Annotated in this window: 19 protein-coding genes and 1 pseudogene; 12 read left to right on the forward strand and 8 right to left on the reverse strand. The window is 38.8% G+C overall.

Going from position 1 to position 20,083, the window contains the following annotated elements:
* Positions 1–229 precede the first annotated feature (229 nt).
* The 8 genes and pseudogenes from FD27_RS01890 to FD27_RS01920 form a co-directional block, all read right to left on the reverse strand.
* Positions 230–1,495, reverse strand: coding sequence for an AbiH family protein (locus tag FD27_RS01890; protein ID WP_057748676.1), 1,266 nt, complete (start codon positions 1,493–1,495; stop codon positions 230–232).
* A gap of 84 nt (positions 1,496–1,579) precedes the next feature.
* Positions 1,580–1,993: pseudogene (locus FD27_RS09025) on the reverse strand (GIY-YIG nuclease family protein); the annotation flags it as partial.
* A 299-nt stretch (positions 1,994–2,292) separates the two neighbouring features.
* Positions 2,293–3,012 carry an HNH endonuclease gene (locus tag FD27_RS01895; protein ID WP_057748679.1) on the reverse strand — a complete coding sequence of 240 codons (720 nt, stop codon included), beginning with the start codon at positions 3,010–3,012 and terminating at the stop codon, positions 2,293–2,295.
* Between the two features lie 118 nt (positions 3,013–3,130).
* The gene (locus FD27_RS01900; protein WP_057748682.1) at positions 3,131–4,018 is read right to left on the reverse strand and encodes a Dam family site-specific DNA-(adenine-N6)-methyltransferase; all 888 of its coding nucleotides are present in this window, start codon (positions 4,016–4,018) and stop codon (positions 3,131–3,133) included.
* Positions 4,019–4,199: 181 nt separating this feature from the next.
* Positions 4,200–5,198 (reverse strand): DUF2971 domain-containing protein, encoded by a 999-nt coding sequence (locus tag FD27_RS01905; protein ID WP_057748685.1) that lies wholly within the window; start codon positions 5,196–5,198, stop codon positions 4,200–4,202.
* A 10-nt stretch (positions 5,199–5,208) separates the two neighbouring features.
* The gene (locus tag FD27_RS01910) at positions 5,209–5,421 is read right to left on the reverse strand and encodes a helix-turn-helix domain-containing protein (protein ID WP_057748687.1); all 213 of its coding nucleotides are present in this window, start codon (positions 5,419–5,421) and stop codon (positions 5,209–5,211) included.
* Entirely contained in the window at positions 5,421–8,042 is a 2,622-nt protein-coding gene (locus tag FD27_RS01915) for a DEAD/DEAH box helicase (RefSeq protein ID WP_057748690.1), read from the reverse strand. The genes FD27_RS01910 and FD27_RS01915 overlap by 1 nt, the downstream gene beginning before the upstream one ends.
* Positions 8,043–8,047: 5 nt before the next feature.
* A complete protein-coding gene (locus FD27_RS01920) occupies positions 8,048–9,355 on the reverse strand; it encodes a Hachiman antiphage defense system protein HamA (protein ID WP_057748693.1) in 1,308 nt (435 codons plus the stop codon).
* A 349-nt stretch (positions 9,356–9,704) separates the two neighbouring features.
* On the opposite strand from FD27_RS01920, the gene FD27_RS01925 reads away from it, so the two are divergent.
* The 12 genes from FD27_RS01925 (at position 9,705) to FD27_RS08575 (ending at position 19,975) form a co-directional block, all read left to right on the forward strand.
* Positions 9,705–10,163 (forward strand): RNA polymerase sigma factor, encoded by a 459-nt coding sequence (locus tag FD27_RS01925; RefSeq protein ID WP_057748695.1) that lies wholly within the window; start codon positions 9,705–9,707, stop codon positions 10,161–10,163.
* A gap of 81 nt (positions 10,164–10,244) precedes the next feature.
* Positions 10,245–10,448 (forward strand): hypothetical protein, encoded by a 204-nt coding sequence (locus FD27_RS01930; RefSeq protein WP_057748698.1) that lies wholly within the window; start codon positions 10,245–10,247, stop codon positions 10,446–10,448.
* Positions 10,432–10,749 carry a hypothetical protein gene (locus tag FD27_RS01935; protein ID WP_057748701.1) on the forward strand — a complete coding sequence of 106 codons (318 nt, stop codon included), beginning with the start codon at positions 10,432–10,434 and terminating at the stop codon, positions 10,747–10,749. The genes FD27_RS01930 and FD27_RS01935 overlap by 17 nt, the downstream gene beginning before the upstream one ends.
* The gene (locus tag FD27_RS01940; protein WP_057748704.1) at positions 10,746–11,885 is read left to right on the forward strand and encodes a DUF2800 domain-containing protein; all 1,140 of its coding nucleotides are present in this window, start codon (positions 10,746–10,748) and stop codon (positions 11,883–11,885) included. The genes FD27_RS01935 and FD27_RS01940 overlap by 4 nt, the downstream gene beginning before the upstream one ends.
* A 1-nt stretch (position 11,886) precedes the next feature.
* Positions 11,887–12,438, forward strand: coding sequence for a DUF2815 family protein (locus FD27_RS01945; protein WP_172397049.1), 552 nt, complete (start codon positions 11,887–11,889; stop codon positions 12,436–12,438).
* Positions 12,439–12,493: 55 nt separating this feature from the next.
* Positions 12,494–14,428: a DNA polymerase gene (locus FD27_RS01950; protein ID WP_057748710.1), complete on the forward strand. Its 1,935-nt coding sequence runs from the start codon at positions 12,494–12,496 to the stop codon at positions 14,426–14,428.
* Between the two features lie 84 nt (positions 14,429–14,512).
* Positions 14,513–14,899, forward strand: coding sequence for a DUF7768 domain-containing protein (locus tag FD27_RS01955; protein ID WP_229048342.1), 387 nt, complete (start codon positions 14,513–14,515; stop codon positions 14,897–14,899).
* A gap of 2 nt (positions 14,900–14,901) precedes the next feature.
* Positions 14,902–17,157: a phage/plasmid primase, P4 family gene (locus tag FD27_RS01960; RefSeq protein ID WP_057748713.1), complete on the forward strand. Its 2,256-nt coding sequence runs from the start codon at positions 14,902–14,904 to the stop codon at positions 17,155–17,157.
* A gap of 212 nt (positions 17,158–17,369) precedes the next feature.
* Positions 17,370–17,651, forward strand: a complete 282-nt coding sequence (locus FD27_RS01965; RefSeq protein ID WP_057748716.1) for a VRR-NUC domain-containing protein — start codon at positions 17,370–17,372, stop codon at positions 17,649–17,651.
* Entirely contained in the window at positions 17,632–18,987 is a 1,356-nt protein-coding gene (locus FD27_RS01970) for a DEAD/DEAH box helicase (protein ID WP_057748719.1), read from the forward strand. Before FD27_RS01965 ends, FD27_RS01970 begins: the two co-directional genes overlap by 20 nt.
* On the forward strand, positions 18,984–19,451 hold the full coding sequence (locus FD27_RS01975) for a hypothetical protein (RefSeq protein ID WP_057748722.1): 468 nt from the start codon (positions 18,984–18,986) through the stop codon (positions 19,449–19,451). Before FD27_RS01970 ends, FD27_RS01975 begins: the two co-directional genes overlap by 4 nt.
* A 146-nt stretch (positions 19,452–19,597) precedes the next feature.
* Positions 19,598–19,975: an HNH endonuclease gene (locus FD27_RS08575; protein WP_083482668.1), complete on the forward strand. Its 378-nt coding sequence runs from the start codon at positions 19,598–19,600 to the stop codon at positions 19,973–19,975.
* Positions 19,976–20,083 lie beyond the last annotated feature (108 nt).

A 20,083-nucleotide genomic window follows, 5' to 3' on the forward strand; every position in this document is an offset into this window, starting at 1 on the left:
ACATGCCACGAGCTGTTGTGGCTAATTACACATTCTGAATTAACCGCTATGCTAACCCATTACCTTTGCTTAGCCCAAAACATTGCATTTGTTAACTCGCTTGCATAATGCTAAATATTGCCTTGATTTTAAGATGAACAGTAAGTTCCAAATTATTACCGGTTTGCGGGAACACATATATTCCAAACAAATAGATAACGTGTTTGTAGAAAAATATGAAATCAGAAAATTATTCACTTGGGATTACGCTAAGACGATTTTCCAGATTTAATTTATTTACAATATTAAAACCATGTATTTCGCTCAATGAATCACCATAATCTGTAAGTAAGTTATACAGACGAGTTATGGCTTGCTGCCGCGTAATTAATTTTTCCTGATCATTTTTACCAGGATAATAATAGTATTCTATCTTACAATTGGAATAATAAAGATCATTCTCGTCAAAAATGGCTTCAAAATATGAATAATCTGCTGTTCCTAATGAGTGGCCATAAATTGTAATCAAGTCTTTTCCGGTATACCCTGATGAACTCCTCATCTCATTTATCTCATTCTCAATAACTCTATAAGCTTTAGTAAAAGAAATTCTAAAGTCGGATTGACCATTTTGTGAAAGAATATCATGACTATCAATGCCAAAAATAGGAGCCGGGTAATACGGTGTTTCTTCATGATGAGCAATTCCATGAATATTAGACCAAGTATTTAACCTATTATCATCTATTTCTTTATCCAAGATGTCCTTAAACCTGTCATCCAACGAATAATTAAAACTCAGGACATCAATTCCACTACTTGTGGAGTTCCCATAAGATGGATTGTATTTAGAAATACGTTGGTATAACTTGATTGCATTATCAACATACCCATCTTTGGTCTGATTCAGATCGATTTGATTTGCAATATATACAGCAAAGCTATGTTCAAACTTTTTTAATTCTTTTAAAAGTTCGACTGCAATTTCTTCAGGCTCATTGTGTCCGGTATAAGATAAATAATAAACAATTTTTGAAAAGAACTTAATACCCTCATCTTCACGCAAACCTATTTGAACATTTTCCCCATAGTTCATCTTGTAAGCACTATTTGCATTTAATGCAATAGAAATAACATCAAAGATTAGAGATTCAACATTTTGCCATTCATATTTGTTTATGCTCCTGTCCACACAAGCATCTGCAAAAAGGAAGAATAAATCCCATCGAGTAATATCGTTTCCCGCCGAGAAAAACTTTTCTTTGTAATGTTCAAAGTAGTCGCAGTCATTATTATCATTTGGAGAGAAATTAAGCTGACTTCTTACATCCGAAATAAATGATAAAATTTTACATCTTTCTTGAGCTAAACTGTCTTCCAACTCTTCAATTTGCTTTACATTATCCTTATCTTTACAAAACAATGTATTAAATTTATCTAAGAAAAAATCTGAATATCTGCTTCTTAAACCACAGTGAATATCAAAGCCATTACCAAGAACAATTAATTGATTCAATAATTTATACCTCGTATTCTTTTAGTTACTTTATGACCAGTCGAGCGGCCTAGTCGAAAACAATAACTGGTCCTATAGATTAGATCACTGATTCATTCGAAGTTTAGACACTATTTCATTCACCACATCATCAATAGTGTCCAAATCTGTTACAAACCATTCCCTTGGGTGAATCATTCGCCCATTTGGTGCTTTAATATCCACATCGAGTCAATAGTTTGCTAGGGCGTGATGAATTGCTGTCTCCAATGCTTCCGAATTTAGGCTTGCCACTTGAATTTCTTTACATACTTTTACTGGTCCATACAAGTATGTCGATTCATTTTCTGCATTGGCAATTCGCTTTTCAACAGAACCACTAGTATAACCAACCTTATATAACGAATGATTTTCCTATACCTTTCGAATTTCTGGACTGTCACTTTCAGACTTTAAAACGTAAATATATCCAGTAACCTGGTCATCAATCGGTTCAGTAATGATTTCCCCATTACGTCCAATATATAGAATTTGTTATGCTGTGCTATAAAGGTGTATTTTAGATTTCATTCCCTTGAATGCGAATTTACTTTACGTTGCCTCTTATTATTGGTTAATTTTCGATAACCAACTGTCTAGATCTAAAGTAATCGACCTTTTAACATATAGAAATGGAGCAGTGAAATTTTACGTTTCTTTTTTTACCTTATTTCTCTAGCAAAAATTATTACTTTCATTAATGATAATCGTGCTATCCAGTATAATTAGCTTTAACTACACTATAAATCATTTGAGCATTCGGCAATATTTAACAGCTACTACTGGACATCCTTTAAAATAAGTTCTTTTATATACTTTTGGGGCGATAAGCCCGCTTCTTGTGCCTTCTTTTTCATTTTATCAAAATTATCTACATCATCTTTATCTAGCCAAGTCATATTTAATCTGCGAATAGGTTTCATACAAATATGAGTATAATCTTCCGGTGAAGCCCAATAGCAAGATCTAATAATATCTATGTTGTGTGTTTTGAAACACGTTTTTGCACAGCCAATTTCCGTAGCACGATCTTTAATACGGTTACATTCAGCACATAATAGCATATAGTCTTTCGTATCTAATGTTTTTGAATCACCATTGTATTCATAAGGAACACGATGATCAATTTGTAAATACTCAGGAGCAAATTTTTGATTACAAATAGCACATCTATTACCTTGAATTTTTAGCAATTTTTGCTTAAATGATTTAGGAAAAGTCACCCTACCTTGTAACATATTTTCCTTAATATCAGATGCATTACCAAATGTGTAGACGGCATATTTTCGTCCATCTTTTGAAACCATTTTAGTAACAAGTGGAACTCCTGCTTCTCTAACATCTCTTATAGCACGAGGAGCGTGTTCATAACCCATTTTTTCAATATCAGGCGTACTAATAGCTTTATTTTGCAACATAAAATGTAGAACTTTTTCTCCTCTTCGACTTATGTGACCACTTTTTAAAATTTTATTTACATAATCTATTACGCTATCCATTAAAATCCCCCGCAATAACAAGATAAAAGCCATAGAAATAATCTACGGCTAATATCAGATTAATAGTATTCTTCTATTTTGTAAATCTACGCTATTATATTTTCAACTATACTTCGGCTTAATTAATTGCTCTAATATTAAATAATGATTCATCCTCTTTATATATCTGTAATCCCGAAGAAATATAAAGCGATTCTGTAGTATAAACATGTTTCCCGTTTAATGTACCTTGGGCTGAAATTCCTCCATTTACATTAATTTTTTTCAAGCCTAATGATTCAGGTAACCCATTACCATATGCTTTATCACCTGTTTTGCCATCAAAACTTACCATATAATTAATTTGACGCTCATTTAAAAACTCTAAATTTTGAATAAAGCGTTCAAGATTCAAGTTCTGATGATATCTATGATCTTTTCCACTACTTGTCCCTAGATAAGGGGGATCCATATATACTAAATCTCCCTTTTTCAAATTTTTAAGTACACAAGAATAATCTGCACATGAGATTATAGCTTTATTTTTCAATAAAAGACTAATTGTATTTATATCCTTCATTAAACGCCCAGGTTTTTTCCCCAATCTACGATTATCTGCGGATTGATTAAATTCACCATGTGAATTGAACCTGATAGCTCCCTTCACAGCTCTATTCATCAAATAAATTAATTTTATCGGGTCGTTGTCTTTATTAAATTGTTTTCTAATCTCTAAATAAAATGCTTTTGGATCTTTTATTTGAGCATTCCATAATTCTGTATACCCATTTATAACAACTGAAGGTTTATTTACTATAAGCGTCCAAAGCTTCATCAATGGTTCATAAGAATCATTAATGAGAAAATTACCACATAATTGCTTAGATGCTGCCGCAATTGTTAAGGCAGCCGAACCAGCAAATGGTTCGATAATTCTTTTAGGTTTTACCGAAATCTTTTCCAATATTTGATCAGCTGTTTTTCTCTTACTTCCCTGATATGGGAATGGCTGAATATTTAATGTCACTTACATCACTTCCTTTTCTCAATTACTATATTGTCTACTATTAGCATAAAATCAACTAAAAATTCGTTAAATTATTCATAATTCAATAATAGTTCAACAGCTTAAGCATGATCTCCACCAAATTTTAGACAACAGTTAAAATGCCGCTAATAAATAGTACTTATATTTTAAGTGCTATTTTTTAATATGGCAGCGTACTTTTCTTTACATCAGCACATGATCTATGTTTCTTAATAATTGTCCTAACCTCTTCCTCACTCTTATTGCATATTGGTGATAGGATAACCGATTGTACATATTCAGGAACAAATTTACAATTGATATAGGGAACACCATTTACTCTCAATTCGGGAGAAATAGTACCATCATTTCTTCGCAATGAAATAAATCTAAATTCCTCTTCATGACATAGTTTGGGATTTTTAAAAGCCATATTAAATAGCGCAATATTCTTTGAGCAAAGAGTAAGAATTTCCTTCATATCATCAGGATCTTTTTTTAATCCTCTACATGCATCTAACCATTCTTGAACTAATGGTTTTATATAATTTTTTTGCTTTTGTTCATCATACAATACATTTAACGGAAATGTGTAAGCATCACCTAAGCCAAATTGGTCTAAACTTTTTTTGCCGTGAGAGTTATGTGATACCAACATATTCATTACATCTTTTTCGCCGAATTTGAGAGCTACTCCTTCATTTCCACCATACACATGAAATAGTGTTTCGGAATCATTGTTCTTTGAAAATGACCAGATATAGGCGTCATGGAAAGGCTGATTCTTGATCATTAGTTTAAAATTTCCTAATTCTTCACTAGTGGCACCATAATTTTTCAAATATGTAATGGCCAGTTTACTTGCCCATTGGAATTCATCAGGATCATTCATAAAATTAGCTTGTTTTATTCTAAAATAGCCCGACTCCAAAATGCTTTTCAAGGAACTCACAGTTGTGTAGTGAAATAGTGGCGTGTTTTCTTCCGCATTTTCTCCAAGCATACGCACATTTATTACTATATCCGCATACTTATGAAAATTTGAATGTGGGTCATGATAATTAACAATAGCTCGTTTACCATAATCGTTCAAATTAGCTATCATTAATCTAGTATTCTTTGGGACTTCGTCAGTTAATAGGCCATTCAAATAGGAATCTATATAATCTTCATCACACATGTAACATCACCTAATCCCTTACTATTTCCATAATGTCATTGATATCACAGTTTAAAGCTATGCATATTTTCAACAATACCTCAGTTGTCACATTACCATTTCTACCCAGCTTAGCAATTGATGCGCCACTAACGCCACTCAACTCACTAAGTTCTTTCTTTTTCATATCCCTATCAATTAGCAATTTCCATAATTTTTTGTAACTGAATTCTGCCCTTTTCATTAGTCTGCCTCACTTATAAACAAATCAGGATAATTCTTTATTATGCGCTCTGTTTCATCGATTATTTCGGGTCTTTTTAATTCTTCAATCCTATTTCTTAGCAGAACTTTATTACCCAATTCATCTGTCAATATAATATTTAATTCACTATTCGCTATTGCAAAGGCACTGTTTCGAGCATATCCAAGTTGTTCTAGCCAAATCACATTTTTATCAGTAGCACCATACTCCACATATTGATACCAGTCATTTTCTAGCTTATCAATTTGTCGTTCTTTCATTAATGCATGACTAAATTTTAAAAAATAATTACCGAATTTAAATTGAATAGTATCAAGTGCTTTCAGTAAAACATAGATAGATAAGTTAGATTCATCTAAACTATTGTTACGCCTACCACACCAGTTGATCTTTCCATAATTATCTCTTATTTTTTGAGAGCGATCTAGAAAGTTTAGTTCTTTTTTTCGGTATTGAATCATGAAATCACATAATTGATGCAAAGAATCACCATTCATCCATCTGAGAAGTAACTCTGCATAATCCTGTAAAATAATGTTATTTTCTTCAGAGATTGCTAATTCAGGCTCATACTTTGACCAATTATAAATATCACCTAATTGCTTCAGGAATTCATAAGTACTATTAGTATTTAAGTCACCGTTTTCGTCAAGAATATGTGGATAAATAATATCCGATTTTTTTACGTACTTTTCTAATTTCATGGACTGATCAATAGAAAAATTAACATCGACTTCAGTGTGATCTTCATATTTTTCTTTAAACGTTTTTCTAATCGCTTCACGATCTTCGCTACTAATCACATTACTAAAATGTCGTGTCACGACACCTTCTCTACTATTCTGTAGATTATTTAAATAAATAAGCGAAAATTTTCTAACAGTATCAAACTTATGCTGATTCTTAATCTTTTCTCTAACATTTTGTAGAGTTAAATCTCCTGCTTTAAGATCAACGTCTACTGCTTTTAAAATGTCTGTATCCATTAAATCAGTAATAGACAGAACAGCAGTCATATCTTTTGATCTAATAAGCTCTTTAAATTTCTTGTAGTCCATATCCGACGTGGCAGTTATGAAAATATTACCTAGCATAGAACTACTAAGTCTGCCAACTCTTCCGGTTAAATTCTTAAACTGGAATGGCCTCATAACCCTGTTACCAATTCTTCTATTATCAATAATCATATTGTCAGCTGGAAGATTAACACCTTCCATTAAAGTAGATGTACAAAAAAGTGTATTAATTTTGCCATCATTAAATGCCATTTCTATCTTATTACGAACCTCATCAGGAACCTTACCAAAATGATAAGCAATTCCCTTCTTGACTATAGTACTAAGACAATAATCGGGATGAACTTGTTTTGAGATGTAATCACTTAATTTTAAAAGCTTTTTGTCAATTGGATCATCACATTCTTGATACCAGTAATTAGCGCCATTTACTGCATTATTTACGCTATTTCTATAAATAAGTTTCTGACCGGGTAAAGTGTAGAGTAAATTTTTTAAATAATAAACGTTCGAATAGGAGCTCAAATCATTTATTCTTAAAAATTCAGACGTCATTGAATCATACACTTCAAACGTCCCTTTTTCATTTAACAAAAAATATATCTGACAAACTGGTGACAGATTAGCCTTTAAGACATTCCCCTTTTCTAAAGATGCCAATGTCTCAAAGATTTCTGGATTTTCAATCAATGGTGACGCAAAGGTAATCTTCGGTGCATATTCTTGCTGCCTTAATAGATCAAAAATCCGATAATAAACTGTACTGCGACTATCGTCTTTGGATATATTCTGTGCCTCATCAATAAACAGATAATCAATAGCCCCAGAAAAATTATTTAATAGCAAGTTAACAAATCTTTCAGGGGTCAGTACATAAATAAAATTAGTTAATGAACTCCCTGTCCCAATAGAATCAAAATGGTTGACAATCCGATAGTGGTTGTCCTTAAGGTTATCACCTAATTTATTACATAAGTCGTTGGTAACTTCGGTGATAAGTGCTTTTGTAGGAACTAAATAAACAAAATTAAGCTGTTCTCCAGAACTTACTTTTTCTTCAATAAACATTTTCATTAAAAATGATTTACCCATCGAAGTTGGGGCAGAGAAACTATTTAGCTGCTTTGAAATAGAATTATATAGTCCTTTCTGATCTCCAATGAAATAACCCTTACCTGTAGGAAAATGTCGCAAAGACATTTCATTTACTCGCTGAACACTATCAATTATTGAATCGACAGATTTACCTGGCTTATATTCATTATCCAATTCTGGCCGCGAATAATTACCCAATTCTTCGAAAATTTGATTCTTATAGAATTTGATTGAGTGGCTCTGTGGGTACATCTTATTAAGGCAGATCACTATTTCTAAAGATAATTGCTCTAATTTGACATCTTCAGTTTTCGACATAATATCAGCAAATACCAACAAATCTTGTATTGACTTATTCTTAAACTGGAATTCTTTACCAAAGAGCTGTAATCCATAGGCTCTTAATAGCTCCTGATGCAATTGTTTTAAGTACTGATTTTTCTTTAAATCACTTGCAATTGCATCCCTTAATTTTATTTTTTTGGTCATCTACATCAACACCCCACTAACTTATCAATAATCCGACTACTTTCGTATTTTGGATTCTTAAAGGGTAATAAGTACACATAAATAGAGTGTCTTTGCATATCATGATTAGTGACAAAATTATTGATCATTTTTACTGCTCTATCAGCATCTTGGATTAATAGTTGTTTTACTCTTTCCTCATCATTTCCAAAGTCATCAACTTGATAACCTAAAAAAATACCATATGAATCTACCTGTACCCCTAAGCTTTTTCGCCTTAACGACGGAAACATTATTGACTCAATTTTCTTAATCTGTTCTGGATAATAGCTATCCTCTAGGAAACTAGACTGCAATTTTTCAGCCACATACGGCCCATCGCCAAATTCATTTTGATTTTTTAGCTTTTCGCATTCTTCTAGAGTGGCCAAAATTGTTTGATCTAATGTTGTACTCAAATTGGGTGTCCCAACTATCAGTTGCCAACCTTCATCATTTTCCCTGAGAAATACACTTTTTTTATCAATAGCCCCATATTTATGGAAGAATTCAGCCCTTGTAAAGATCTTAGGCGCCTTTTCACAGTGCTCTAAAAAAATATAGACTAACAGTTCTCCCAATAATATCTGTGGATTACATTTCCTAACAAACTCTCGCAGCTCTGTTGTTGCCTCAGCAGTTAGTTCCTCCAAGTCATCACATTCATTTCTATTCTTTCTAGAAAATACATATCTTGCTAAATTTTTACGTAGAAGGCTAATTAAGTTTTTATGAGAGTAAATACCTTTAACTGGTAATAAAGCAAAGGCACGCATTCTACTGTTTTGTAGAGGAAGCTTAATTTCTTTTATAGAATTAAATGTTTTTTCAAAAATACGTCCTTCTTCTCTGATAGTTAAACTAATATCATTTTTTTCATTATACCCACTAGAAATAGTGGGCTTTTTTTGTTGCCCATTTATTGCTTCTTCAACAAGCCTACTTAGCCAATTAACGCAATAATAGGAAATTTGGTCAATTTTCATTAATGGATCGTTATCATTAGTAGCCTGTATTTTTTTTGCGATGATTTCCTTATCTTCATCAGAAAAATCATCGATATATTTTTTTAGCGAGTCCTCATCTATACCCGCATCTTTAATTTTTTTGGCCGCATTCTTATTAAGCCCGTGGTAATAAAGCCGTTTCAAATTCTGAGTCGAGTACGGTTTTTCCCATTTTCCAGTGTATTTATCTAGCACAACCCTCACAGAAGCTTCAATAGAACTACTGTCTTCCCCACTCATAGCTATTCTTAATGAATCAATTAGGGTTCTAAATTCGTTATTTACCAATTTTAACTCCTCCTAATAATAACTATGAGTAACTTTGAATAGCTAGAATAGCTGAGATATCTAACTGCCCCTGATAATCTTTAGACATCAGCTAAAGGAAATTCAATCCAACAAAATAATTATACCAAAAAGAACGCACATTTTTTTAGCTGAACAGCATGTGTTGCTCGATCAACAACTTTTACTAGCATGCACCTAACTGAATAACATTCTGTAACAAGCCACTAGTAAGGCAAGTTACAGTACCCAAGCGATTCTATCGTTTAGGTCTGTTTCTTATTGCCTTATTAGTGGCTTTTAGTATGCCTTCGATTCCTTCGCTTGGGAGATCCAAGAGGAGGAATTTTTTATGAAGAAATACTACGACGACCGTCACCAGCTCAACATGGAGATCTCAGATGCTGAAGATGGCAGTATGCACATTAAATTGCATCAGCCAACTGGCATCAAGGAAATCACCGTCACGGAAGCTACTGGTAAAGAAATTATCGAAATCAATCGTATTGAATACAACGATAACCACCGTGAAACTCGGCGCCATGTTTCACTCGAAGCCTATGACCCATATGGCGCCCTAGTAAAAGATAATGCTGATCCGTTGCAAGAGGTAATTAATAAGGAAGAAATGGATCAACTCCACCAAAGTATCAGCCAACTTACACCAGCACAGCAAAAGTTACTCATGAATAAGTTCTGGGATGGCATGAAACAGATCGACATTGCCAAAGACGAAGGTGTCAGCAAAATGGCAATTACTAAGCGTTTGCAAACCATCAAGCGACGCCTCAAAAAAATTCTTCAAAAATAATCGTTTACTTTTTCGTTTCGCATGGCCTGTAAGTGTAAGGCAAATATTCCTTACTAAGTCTAATAAGAAAGGACAACCAATATGGCTAATAAGATTTCAATTTCAGTAGCCAAGCATCCCCGCCAAGATGGTGTTATCAATATGCGACAAATCACGATCCGTGAACGACTGCTGCGTTTGCTGCTTGGTAAACCACATCACTTGATGGTGATCGCACCTGGCAAAGATGTTCAACAGCTACAGATTAACGAAGTAAAGGAGGATTCCTATGAGCGCAATGAATGATCTCGATTTAAAACTCAAAGAAGCTGAGAACCTGATCGATCAAACCAAAGAAGCTATTCTGTCCCTTCATGAATTGCTATCAAGCAATCAAGATGGAGAGCAACGTAACGATGAGCAGCCAAAGCGCGATCCAGTTGAAGATAAAGTCACGGTCCGTAAGATGCTAGCCAAGAAGAGTGCCGAAGGTTATACCGACCAAGTGAAAGCATTGCTCCATAAGTTTGGTGCCGAGAAGCTATCCGATGTAGACCCTAAGGATTACGAGGACCTCTACTACAGTGCGGAGGGATTAGGACAATGAGTTCACCAACCCACCACGCATTATTATCAGCTTCCAGTGCTAATCGTTGGCTAAGTGCTCCACCACTCCCACGACTAGAGCAATACTTCCCCCACACTACTTCTAATGTAGCTGCTGAAGGAACAGCTGCCCACGCACTGGGAGAATATAAGATCCATCGATTACTCGGTGATGAGTTTAAACGCCCTACTTCTGATTACCAATCAGATGAGATGGAAGACCTAACCGATGATTACGCTAGCTATGTTCTGGAACAATATCACAAAGCTAAAGAATACGCACCCGACGCCACCATCCGTGTGGAACAGAAACTGGACTTTTCTAAATATGTGCCTGAAGGTTTTGGTACTGGCGACTGCGTAATTGTTTCTGATCACCTACTCCATATTATCGACTTTAAGTATGGCAAGGGTGTCCGGGTAGAAGCGCAGAACAATCCCCAGATGAAACTCTATGCCGTCGGTGCACTAGAAATGTTCGGCAGTCTGTACAACGTTGATGAAGTTGAAACGACAATCTTTCAACCTCGGATGGCCAATATTAGTACCTGGACCATTAATGCTAAAGAACTAATGCACTGGGCCAATTCCGAATTAAAAGAGAAAGCCGAACTCGCATTTGCTGGCAAAGGTACCGTCCATTATGGTCCTTGGTGCCAATTCTCCGCTTGTAATGCTGTACTGCGAGCTCGTTTTGACTATCATCACAAGCTCACCCGCTTTCAACTACGGTCACCGAACTTGCTAACAGATAGTGAGGTAACCGAGGTTCTCGAGCACATCGATGATTTGAATCGTTGGGCTCACGAAATTAAAGACTATGCCGCTGACCTAGCCATTAACCATGGTAAGCAGTGGCCTGGTTACAAAATAGTCGAAGGTAGGTCTGTCCGCCATTACAAGGATGAAGCTGCCGTAGCAAAAATTGCTGAAGCTAATGGCTATCACAACATTTATCAAAAGAAGTTACTACCAATTACAAAATTAGAAAAGCAGCTCGGCAAGAAGAAATTCACCGAGCTGTTCAGTCAAGAAATTGTTAAACCCGCGGGCAAGCCAACCCTAGTACCAAACTCTGATCGGCGACAGGGTATTGGTAAATCAAACCCAAAGGATGAATTTAAGGAGGAAAACTAATATGTCACAACAAACAAAGGTCGTTACTGGTATCAACACTCGTCTCTCTTACGCCAACGTATGGGAACCAAAGTCCATTAATGGCGGCAAAGAAAAGTACTCTGTCAGTCTGATTATCCCCAAGTCAGATCAGAAGACGGTCGCCGCAATTGAGAAAGCTATCGATACCGCCATCCAAGAAGGCATTGGAAAGTTTGGCGGCAAGAAGCCTAACAAGGCTAATCTGAAGCTTCCACTTCGTGATGGTGATGTTGAACGTGATGATGCTGCCTACCAAGATAGCTACTTTATCAACGCTAATTCAATTACGGCTCCCCAGATTGTGGACAAGCATGTCCAGCCCATTCTTGATCGCAACGAAGTTTACAGTGGCTGCTACGCCCGGGTTTCCATTAATTTCTATGCTTTTAACACCAATGGTAACCGTGGAATTGCCTGCGGACTTGGCAACATTCAGAAAATTCGCGATGGTGAACCATTAGGTGGTCATGCTAGTGCCAGCGATGATTTCACAGCCATTGATGACAATAACGATGATGATTTCTTAGCTTAAAACAAATGATGGGTAGCCAACAATGACTGCCCATTTTTTGTAGAAAGGATTTCTAATGAAGCAAATCTCGATTGATATCGAAACTTATTCCAGCACCAATCTGAATCAGACTGGGGTTTATCGTTATGCAAACAGTCAGGATTTCGAACTCTTGCTCTTTGGATATGCTACTGACTTTGGCCCGGTCAAAGTGGTGGACTTAACTCAAGGTGAAAAAATTCCAACAGAGATTATTAAAGCCTTAGATGATCCTACCATTATTAAGAGTGCCTTTAATGCTCAATTTGAACGAGTTTGCCTGTCACGCTTTGTGGGGCATCGCCTAAAGCCGGTCGGTTGGCACTGCTCACGAGTCTGGTCCGCTACCCTTGGTCTACCCTTATCGTTACGCGACGTAGGTACTGTTTTAGGGCTCCCTCGTCAGAAAATTACGGCTGGCAAAGAACTCGTACGCTACTTCTGTACTCCCTGCAAACCAACCAAATCTAATCAAAATCGCACCCGCAACTTTCCTTATCATGCGCCTGACAAATGGCAGCAATTTAAGCAGTACAATCAACGTGACGTTGAAGTTGAAATGGAAATTACCCAGAAACTAGAACACTTTCCAGTTCCCCAAAATGAATGGGAAAACTACTGGATGGATCAGGATATTAACGATCGCGGTATTCAGATTGATCAACAACTGGTTAACAACGCCATCAAATGTCAGAAAAATTTCCACGATCAATACTTGCAAGTTTCGCAGAAACTAACTGGCCTGGCCAATCCCAACTCACCACTGCAGTTAAAAGATTGGCTCAACCAGCGGGGAGTGAATGCCGACTCTCTATCCAAAGCCACAGTAGCTCAGCTTTTACAAACTACCACTGGCACGGTTCATCAAGTATTAGAACTACGCCAACTATTATCAAAATCTAGCGTAAAGAAGTATCAGGCAATGCAAAAAGCGATGTGCCAAGATGGCCGTGTTCATGGGCTCCTACAATTTTATGGTGCCAATCGGACTGGCCGGTGGGCTGGGCGCTTAGTACAAGTACAAAACCTGCCCCGTAATTCAATGCCAGACCTCGAAGAAGCTCGCGAATTAGTTAAGCAAGGCAACGTACCAGCACTTGCAATGCTTTATGATTCAGTGCCAGACGTCTTATCACAATTGATTCGCACTGCTTTTATCCCTAGCAAAAATCATCATTTCTACGTGGCTGACTTCTCAGCGGTTGAAGCACGGGTGATTGCTTGGCTATCTAATGAAAAATGGCGACAAGAATCCTTTGCCAAGAATGAAGATATCTATTGTGCATCCGCGAGTCAGATGTTTGGTGTCCCGGTCGTCAAACATGGCATCAATGGTGAACTCCGTCAAAAGGGTAAAATTGCCGAACTCGCCCTGGGCTATGGCGGTTCCATTGGTGCCCTCAAAGCCATGGGTGCCACTAAGCTTGGCTTAACTGATGATGAATTACCGCCACTGGTTCAAATGTGGCGTAATGCTAGTCCTCACATTGTGCAGTTTTGGTGGGACGTTGATAAAGCAGCTAAAGAATGCATTAAAACGCACCTCCCGCAAACTACCCACGGAATGAAATTTATTTATCGCAGTGGTTGCATGTTTCTTCGTTTACGATCGGGACGTTATCTTTGCTACCCCAAACCAAAGATCGGCACCAATCGCTTTGGTTCTGAATCGATTACCTTCATGGGAATCAACACCGTGAAAAAATGGGATCGAATTGAAACCTATGGGGCCAAGCTGGTAGAAAACATTGTCCAAGCAACTAGTCGTGACCTGCTAGCTGAAGCAATGCGGCGGTTAGAAGCTACTGAGAATACGGTGGTAATGCATATTCACGATGAAGCCGTAATTGACGCCCCTTCCAATCGGTCACTTGACACCATGGTTCAGCTCATGACCGAAGTTCCAGACTGGGCCAATGGCTTAATCCTCAACGCTGCTGGTTTTGTTAGCGACTTTTACAAAAAAGATTAATTTTAATGGTTTACTTTCTGCCCTCATCTGGCTTATTGGTGAGGGCTTTTTTAGTTCTCTAATTTAATGAAAGGATCTGAATCTATGTCAGAAGCAACCATAGCAATTACCAAGCTGCGCCAAGATAAACTGAATCCACACTACCGACCAATGATCTTTGTCATTGCGCCGTTTACAGAAGTAGTAAAGAGCGATGCTAAAAGCACCATGACAGTGCGCTCTTACTGCCGTTTTATCTATCAACATGGTGGCATCCCCGTTTGTCCACAGCTTTACCTACCTCAATTTATTAACATGCACCATTCACGCGAATTTCAAGTAGCCGCCTTTATTAACATTGTGCTACTAACTAAATGCGCCGAAGCCTGGTCATTTGGTAAGCCAACACATGATATGCGCTACTTCATCCGCTTAGCCAAACGTAAAAATAAAAATATCCGCTACTTTAATAACGAAATGGAGGCTAACTAAAGATGCATTTTACTTTATCGACGGCAGCTAATTCCGGTCAGGCTAGCAATACGATCTATCCTCATCAACAAGCTATCACTAATGCACAGGAATTAGAACAGGCTGTCCACTATGACCATGTCTGTGGTCAATTTAAAAATAACCAACGCACCATTGCCAACTTCATCAAAGCTGACTGCCTAATCATGGACTGCGATAATGATCATTCTGACGATCCGACTACTTGGATCAAACCCGCAAACATTGCTAACTATTTCGATGATGTTTCCTACGCCATTACCTTGTCACGCAACAACATGAAAGCCAAGCACCATAAAGCACCCCGACCTAAGTTTCATGTCTACTTTCCGATTACTGAGATTACGGATGCTAAAACCTATACTGAACTAAAGCACGAAATTCAAGAATACTTTCCCTACTTTGATGACAATGCGCTTGATGCGGCCCGTTTTGTCTTTGGTGTGCCTAGTACTAAAGCCATCTGGCATGAAGGATCACAAACCGTAGACAAATTTACGATGGTTCAACGTTACTTTGCTCAGCAAAACATCGGATCAATCCATGAAGGCAAACGTAATGCTACCCTTTCGCATTTTGCCGGTCGCATCATTATGCGTCTTGGCAATACTGCTGAAGCTCGTCAGGCATTTCAGGAAGAAGCTGCTAAATGTGATCCACCACTAAGCAAGCAGGAATTAAAAAACATCTGGCATAGTGCCACCAAATTTGGTCAACGCATGGCTAATCAAAAAGATTATATTCCGCCCGAAAAATACAATCAGCCCAATGATGACTTACAGCCAGCTGACTACTCGGACACTGGGGAATCTTATGTCTTTGTAAACAACTGTAAAGAGCGGGTCTGCTACACCAATCAATCAGGTTTTATGTGGTTCGACGGTAAGGTCTGGCAAGAATCGGAACCCTTAGCTCTCGGCGAAGTCCAACGTTTTACCGATAAACAATTAGCCGATGCCCAACTTCGAGTCACTCAAAGTTACCAAGCAATTCAGAACAATGGGGTCGCCAAGGCGCTTCAAACTATGGGTAAAACTAAAGCTAGTCGGACTTTTAACGATGAACAACAGGCAGCGTTCAAGAATTACGAAAATGCTAAAGCTTACGAAGCATTCATTCTCAAAGAGCGCAGCACCCGAGGTATTAGCGGAATCTTAACTAACTCCCGACCAAAGCTCGTCAAAGAAATTAATGAGTTTGATGCTGATCCGTTTCTCCTCAATACCCCGTCTGGTCCTTTCAATTTAAGGAAAGGGATGCACGGTCAGCAGGACATTCAGGCTGATGAATTAATCACCAAATCCACATCCTGTGTTCCTGGTAATCAAGGAGCTTCACTCTGGCAAGAAGCACTCACTACTTTCTTCTGTGGTGACCAAGCGTTGATTAATTACGTCCAAGAAATTGTGGGACTGGTGGCGATCGGTCAGGTGTACCTGGAAGCTCTGATTATTGCTTACGGCAGCGGGAGGAATGGTAAGTCAACCTTCTGGAACACCATCGCTAATGTACTCGGCACTTATACCGGTCACCTCTCAGCTGATGCCTTGACCACTGGTGTCCGGCGAAACGTCAAACCAGAGATGGCCGAAGTCAAAGGCAAGCGGCTAATCATCTCCGCTGAACTAGAAGAAGGTAAGCGACTGAACACTTCCATCGTCAAGCAACTCTGTTCAACTGATGAAATCTATGCCGAAAAGAAATACATGAAACCTTTCTCTTTTACGCCCAGCCACACCATCGTGTTATACACCAATTACCTGCCCCACGTAGGTGGTAATGATGAAGGAATCTGGCGACGGTTAATTGTGATCCCCTTTAAAGCTACGATCGCTAAACGCAATGATATTAAGAATTACGCCCAGTACCTAACCGAAAAAGCTGGGCCGGCAGTCTTGCAGTGGATCATTGAAGGCGCACAGCGAACCATTCAGCAAAATTACCAATTAACCACCCCCGTTGCCGTAACCAAAGCGGTACGAGCCTACCACGCTGATAACGATTGGCTAGGACATTTTCTTAATGAGAATTGTGAACTTAACCCCAGTTATGAACAAAAGTCAGGCGATCTTTATCAAAAGTATCGCGAATATTGCCAAGGCATCGGTGAATATATCCGCAGCACAACTGACTTTTACACGGCCCTCAAAAATGCTGGCTTTCAACATCAACACAAACAAAACGGTCGTTTCATCAAGGGACTGCGATTAAAAGTTGAGGCTGATGAATTCCTCAGTTGACTGTCATCGACTGTCACACTTTAAAACTCTAAAAGCTTGATACATCAGTGTTTACCAACCCTAATGACAGTCGTGACACTCTTTTACATTACTTGTATATAGGAATAAAAATAGAAAAAAAGAGTATAGAGAAGAGTAGTAAAACAACTGTCACGACCGTCATTAACCCTGACGAATCACCTATATATCAACGTTTAGGAAGGATTTTACAAATGTTAGAAAAACAAATCGAAACTGCTTTTGTCAAAGCTACTCACCAACGCGGAGGTCTTTGCCCAAAGTTCATCTCGCCATCTATGGCCGGAGTACCTGATCGATTGGTCCTCCTGCCTGATGGTCACATGGGCTTTGTGGAGATGAAGGCTCCTGGTAAACATCCCCGCCCGTTACAAGTGCAAAGACTCAACCAGTTAAAACAACTTGGTTTCCAAGTCTTTGTTTGCGATCAGCTTGATCAGATTGGAGGAATGCTTGATGCAATACAAACCGCATGAATATCAACAATATGCAACTCGGTTTATTTTGGACCATCCCGTAGCAGCCATCTTGCTTGATATGGGACTTGGCAAGAGTGTCATTACCCTAACTGCTATTAAGCAGCTTATTCAGCAAGGTAAAGTTCAACGAGTATTAGTTGTCGCACCACTGCGCGTGGCAAAACAAACTTGGCCAGAAGAAATTAAAAAATGGGACCACTTAAAAGGCCTCACCTACTCGGTCGTCACTGGTTCTAGGCTACAACGCATTAAAGCATTACAACAAGATGTCGACATTTATATCATCAATCGGGAAAACTTGAAATGGCTAATTGAATCCTCTGGTAATTCCTTTGACTACGACATGTTGGTGATCGATGAACTCTCTAGTTTTAAGTCTTACCGCTCACAACGCTTCAAAGCCCTCAAACGAGTACGACCTCTGATTAAACGCGTGGTTGGCTTAACAGGTACACCGTCGTCTAATGGCTTGATGGATCTGTGGGCGGAATTCCGCGTGCTGGACATGGGCCAACGACTTGGCCGCTTTATCTCATCTTACCGGATGAACTACTTTGACCCCGACAAGCGAAACATGTATCAAGTGTTTACCTACAAACCCAAGCCTGGCGCTGAGCAAAGTATCTACCGTGCCATTGATGACATCACCATTTCTATGAAGTCTAAGGACTACTTGAATCTGCCACCATTAACTATGAACACCGTTCCGGTAAAAATGAGTAATAGTGAGCAGGCAATCTATGATGAGCTTAATGCCCAGCTAGTAGTTTCAACCCAGGGTAAACAAATCGATGCCCTCAACGCAGCCAGTCTATCGAATAAACTTTGCCAGATGGCAAATGGTTGTGTCTACGACGACCAGCAGCAGATTGTTCAAATTCACCAGCGAAAACTTGATGCCCTTGAAGATTTGGTTGAAGCTGCTAATGGTAAACCTGTCTTGGTAGCTTACTGGTTCAAACATGATCTAATCCAGATTAAAAGTCGTTTCAAGGTTCGTGAGATCAAAACCCCCCGTGACATTCAGGACTGGAATGCCGGTAAGATTCCTTTAGCTTTGATCCACCCCGCTTCTGCTGGTCATGGTCTTAACCTGCAGGCTGGTGGTGCTACCTTAATCTGGTATGGATTAACTTGGAGTCTGGAACTCTACCAGCAAACTAACGCTCGGCTCTGGCGGCAAGGGCAACGTCAACCAGTAGTTATCCACCACATCATCACTGAAGGCACCATTGACGAAAACATTCTGGTGGCCCTGAAACGCAAAGACAAAACCCAGTTAGCTTTGATTAACGCAGTGAAAGCCAACCTGAAAGGAAGTGTTATGGCATGAGTATCATGTGGAACTACTTAGACAAACGGCGAGCAACCGTTGCAGCCTTGAAAGATTACGATAGCATGAAGTTTATCATTGATTCTTACCACGACGACCTAAAGTTAGCCAAGCAACAAATGATTGGTGTTAACTCTCCCCGTTACAATTTTGCACCTGGTGCCACAGGTAAGGATAATCCAACTGAACACCGTTTGATTCATGGCATCGATCAAACTACTAAGTTGAACGAGCGATACCAGCAAGCCCAGCTTTACTTCAAATGGTTTGAACCAGCCTGGCAAGAACTATCTGACGACGAGCGGTTTGTTTTAGACGTTTGCTACCGCACTCCAAATCAATCAATGAACGAAGGACTGACCTTGTTGATGGACAAATACTTCATTGCTAAGACCACTGCCTACAATAGAAAGAACAAGGCACTCGACCACCTCACTCTCCTCCTCTACGGAGCACATCACTAGAAAGGTAAAACGAAGAACAAATAAGATACTTATCTATGTTACTATGATAGTGTAGAAAATTGGGATAAGGCATTTACTTTATACCATTGTAGCCTGGCGGGTTATCCTGCTGGGCTTTTCTTATGCCGTCAGGAAGGAGGAATCCCATGCCTTACTCACCCAAGAAGCCTTGCCGTTATCCTGGCTGCTCACGACTAACCCACAACACCTATTGTGACGTCCATACCAAGCAAGTTAGTTCTCATTACAATCGTTACCAACGCCCAAAGAACAGTCGGCCACGTTATCATCGTGGTTGGCCGAAGATCAGGCAGTGCTACCTGCTTCACCATCCCTTCTGTGAGATGTGCCTAAGCCAAGGAAGGTACACTCAGGCAACCGAGGTCCACCACGTCTTGCCACTAGAACACGGCGGCACTAATGAATTCAAGAATCTTATGGCGCTTTGCAAACCATGTCACTCCAGAATCACTGCCCAGATGGACGACCGCTGGCATAAAAAGCCACGCCAATACCATTACTAAACCACGGAGGGGGCCATCGAATCCTTTAAAAATTTTCGTGCGGGAGCGGGCCTGGGCCTTCGTGTGCAAAAAATCGAAATCAAACAGGGTATTAACCCCTGCCGGAAG

It is taken from the genome of Limosilactobacillus frumenti DSM 13145 (assembly GCF_001436045.1).
Taxonomy (GTDB): Bacteria; Bacillota; Bacilli; order Lactobacillales; family Lactobacillaceae; genus Limosilactobacillus; species Limosilactobacillus frumenti.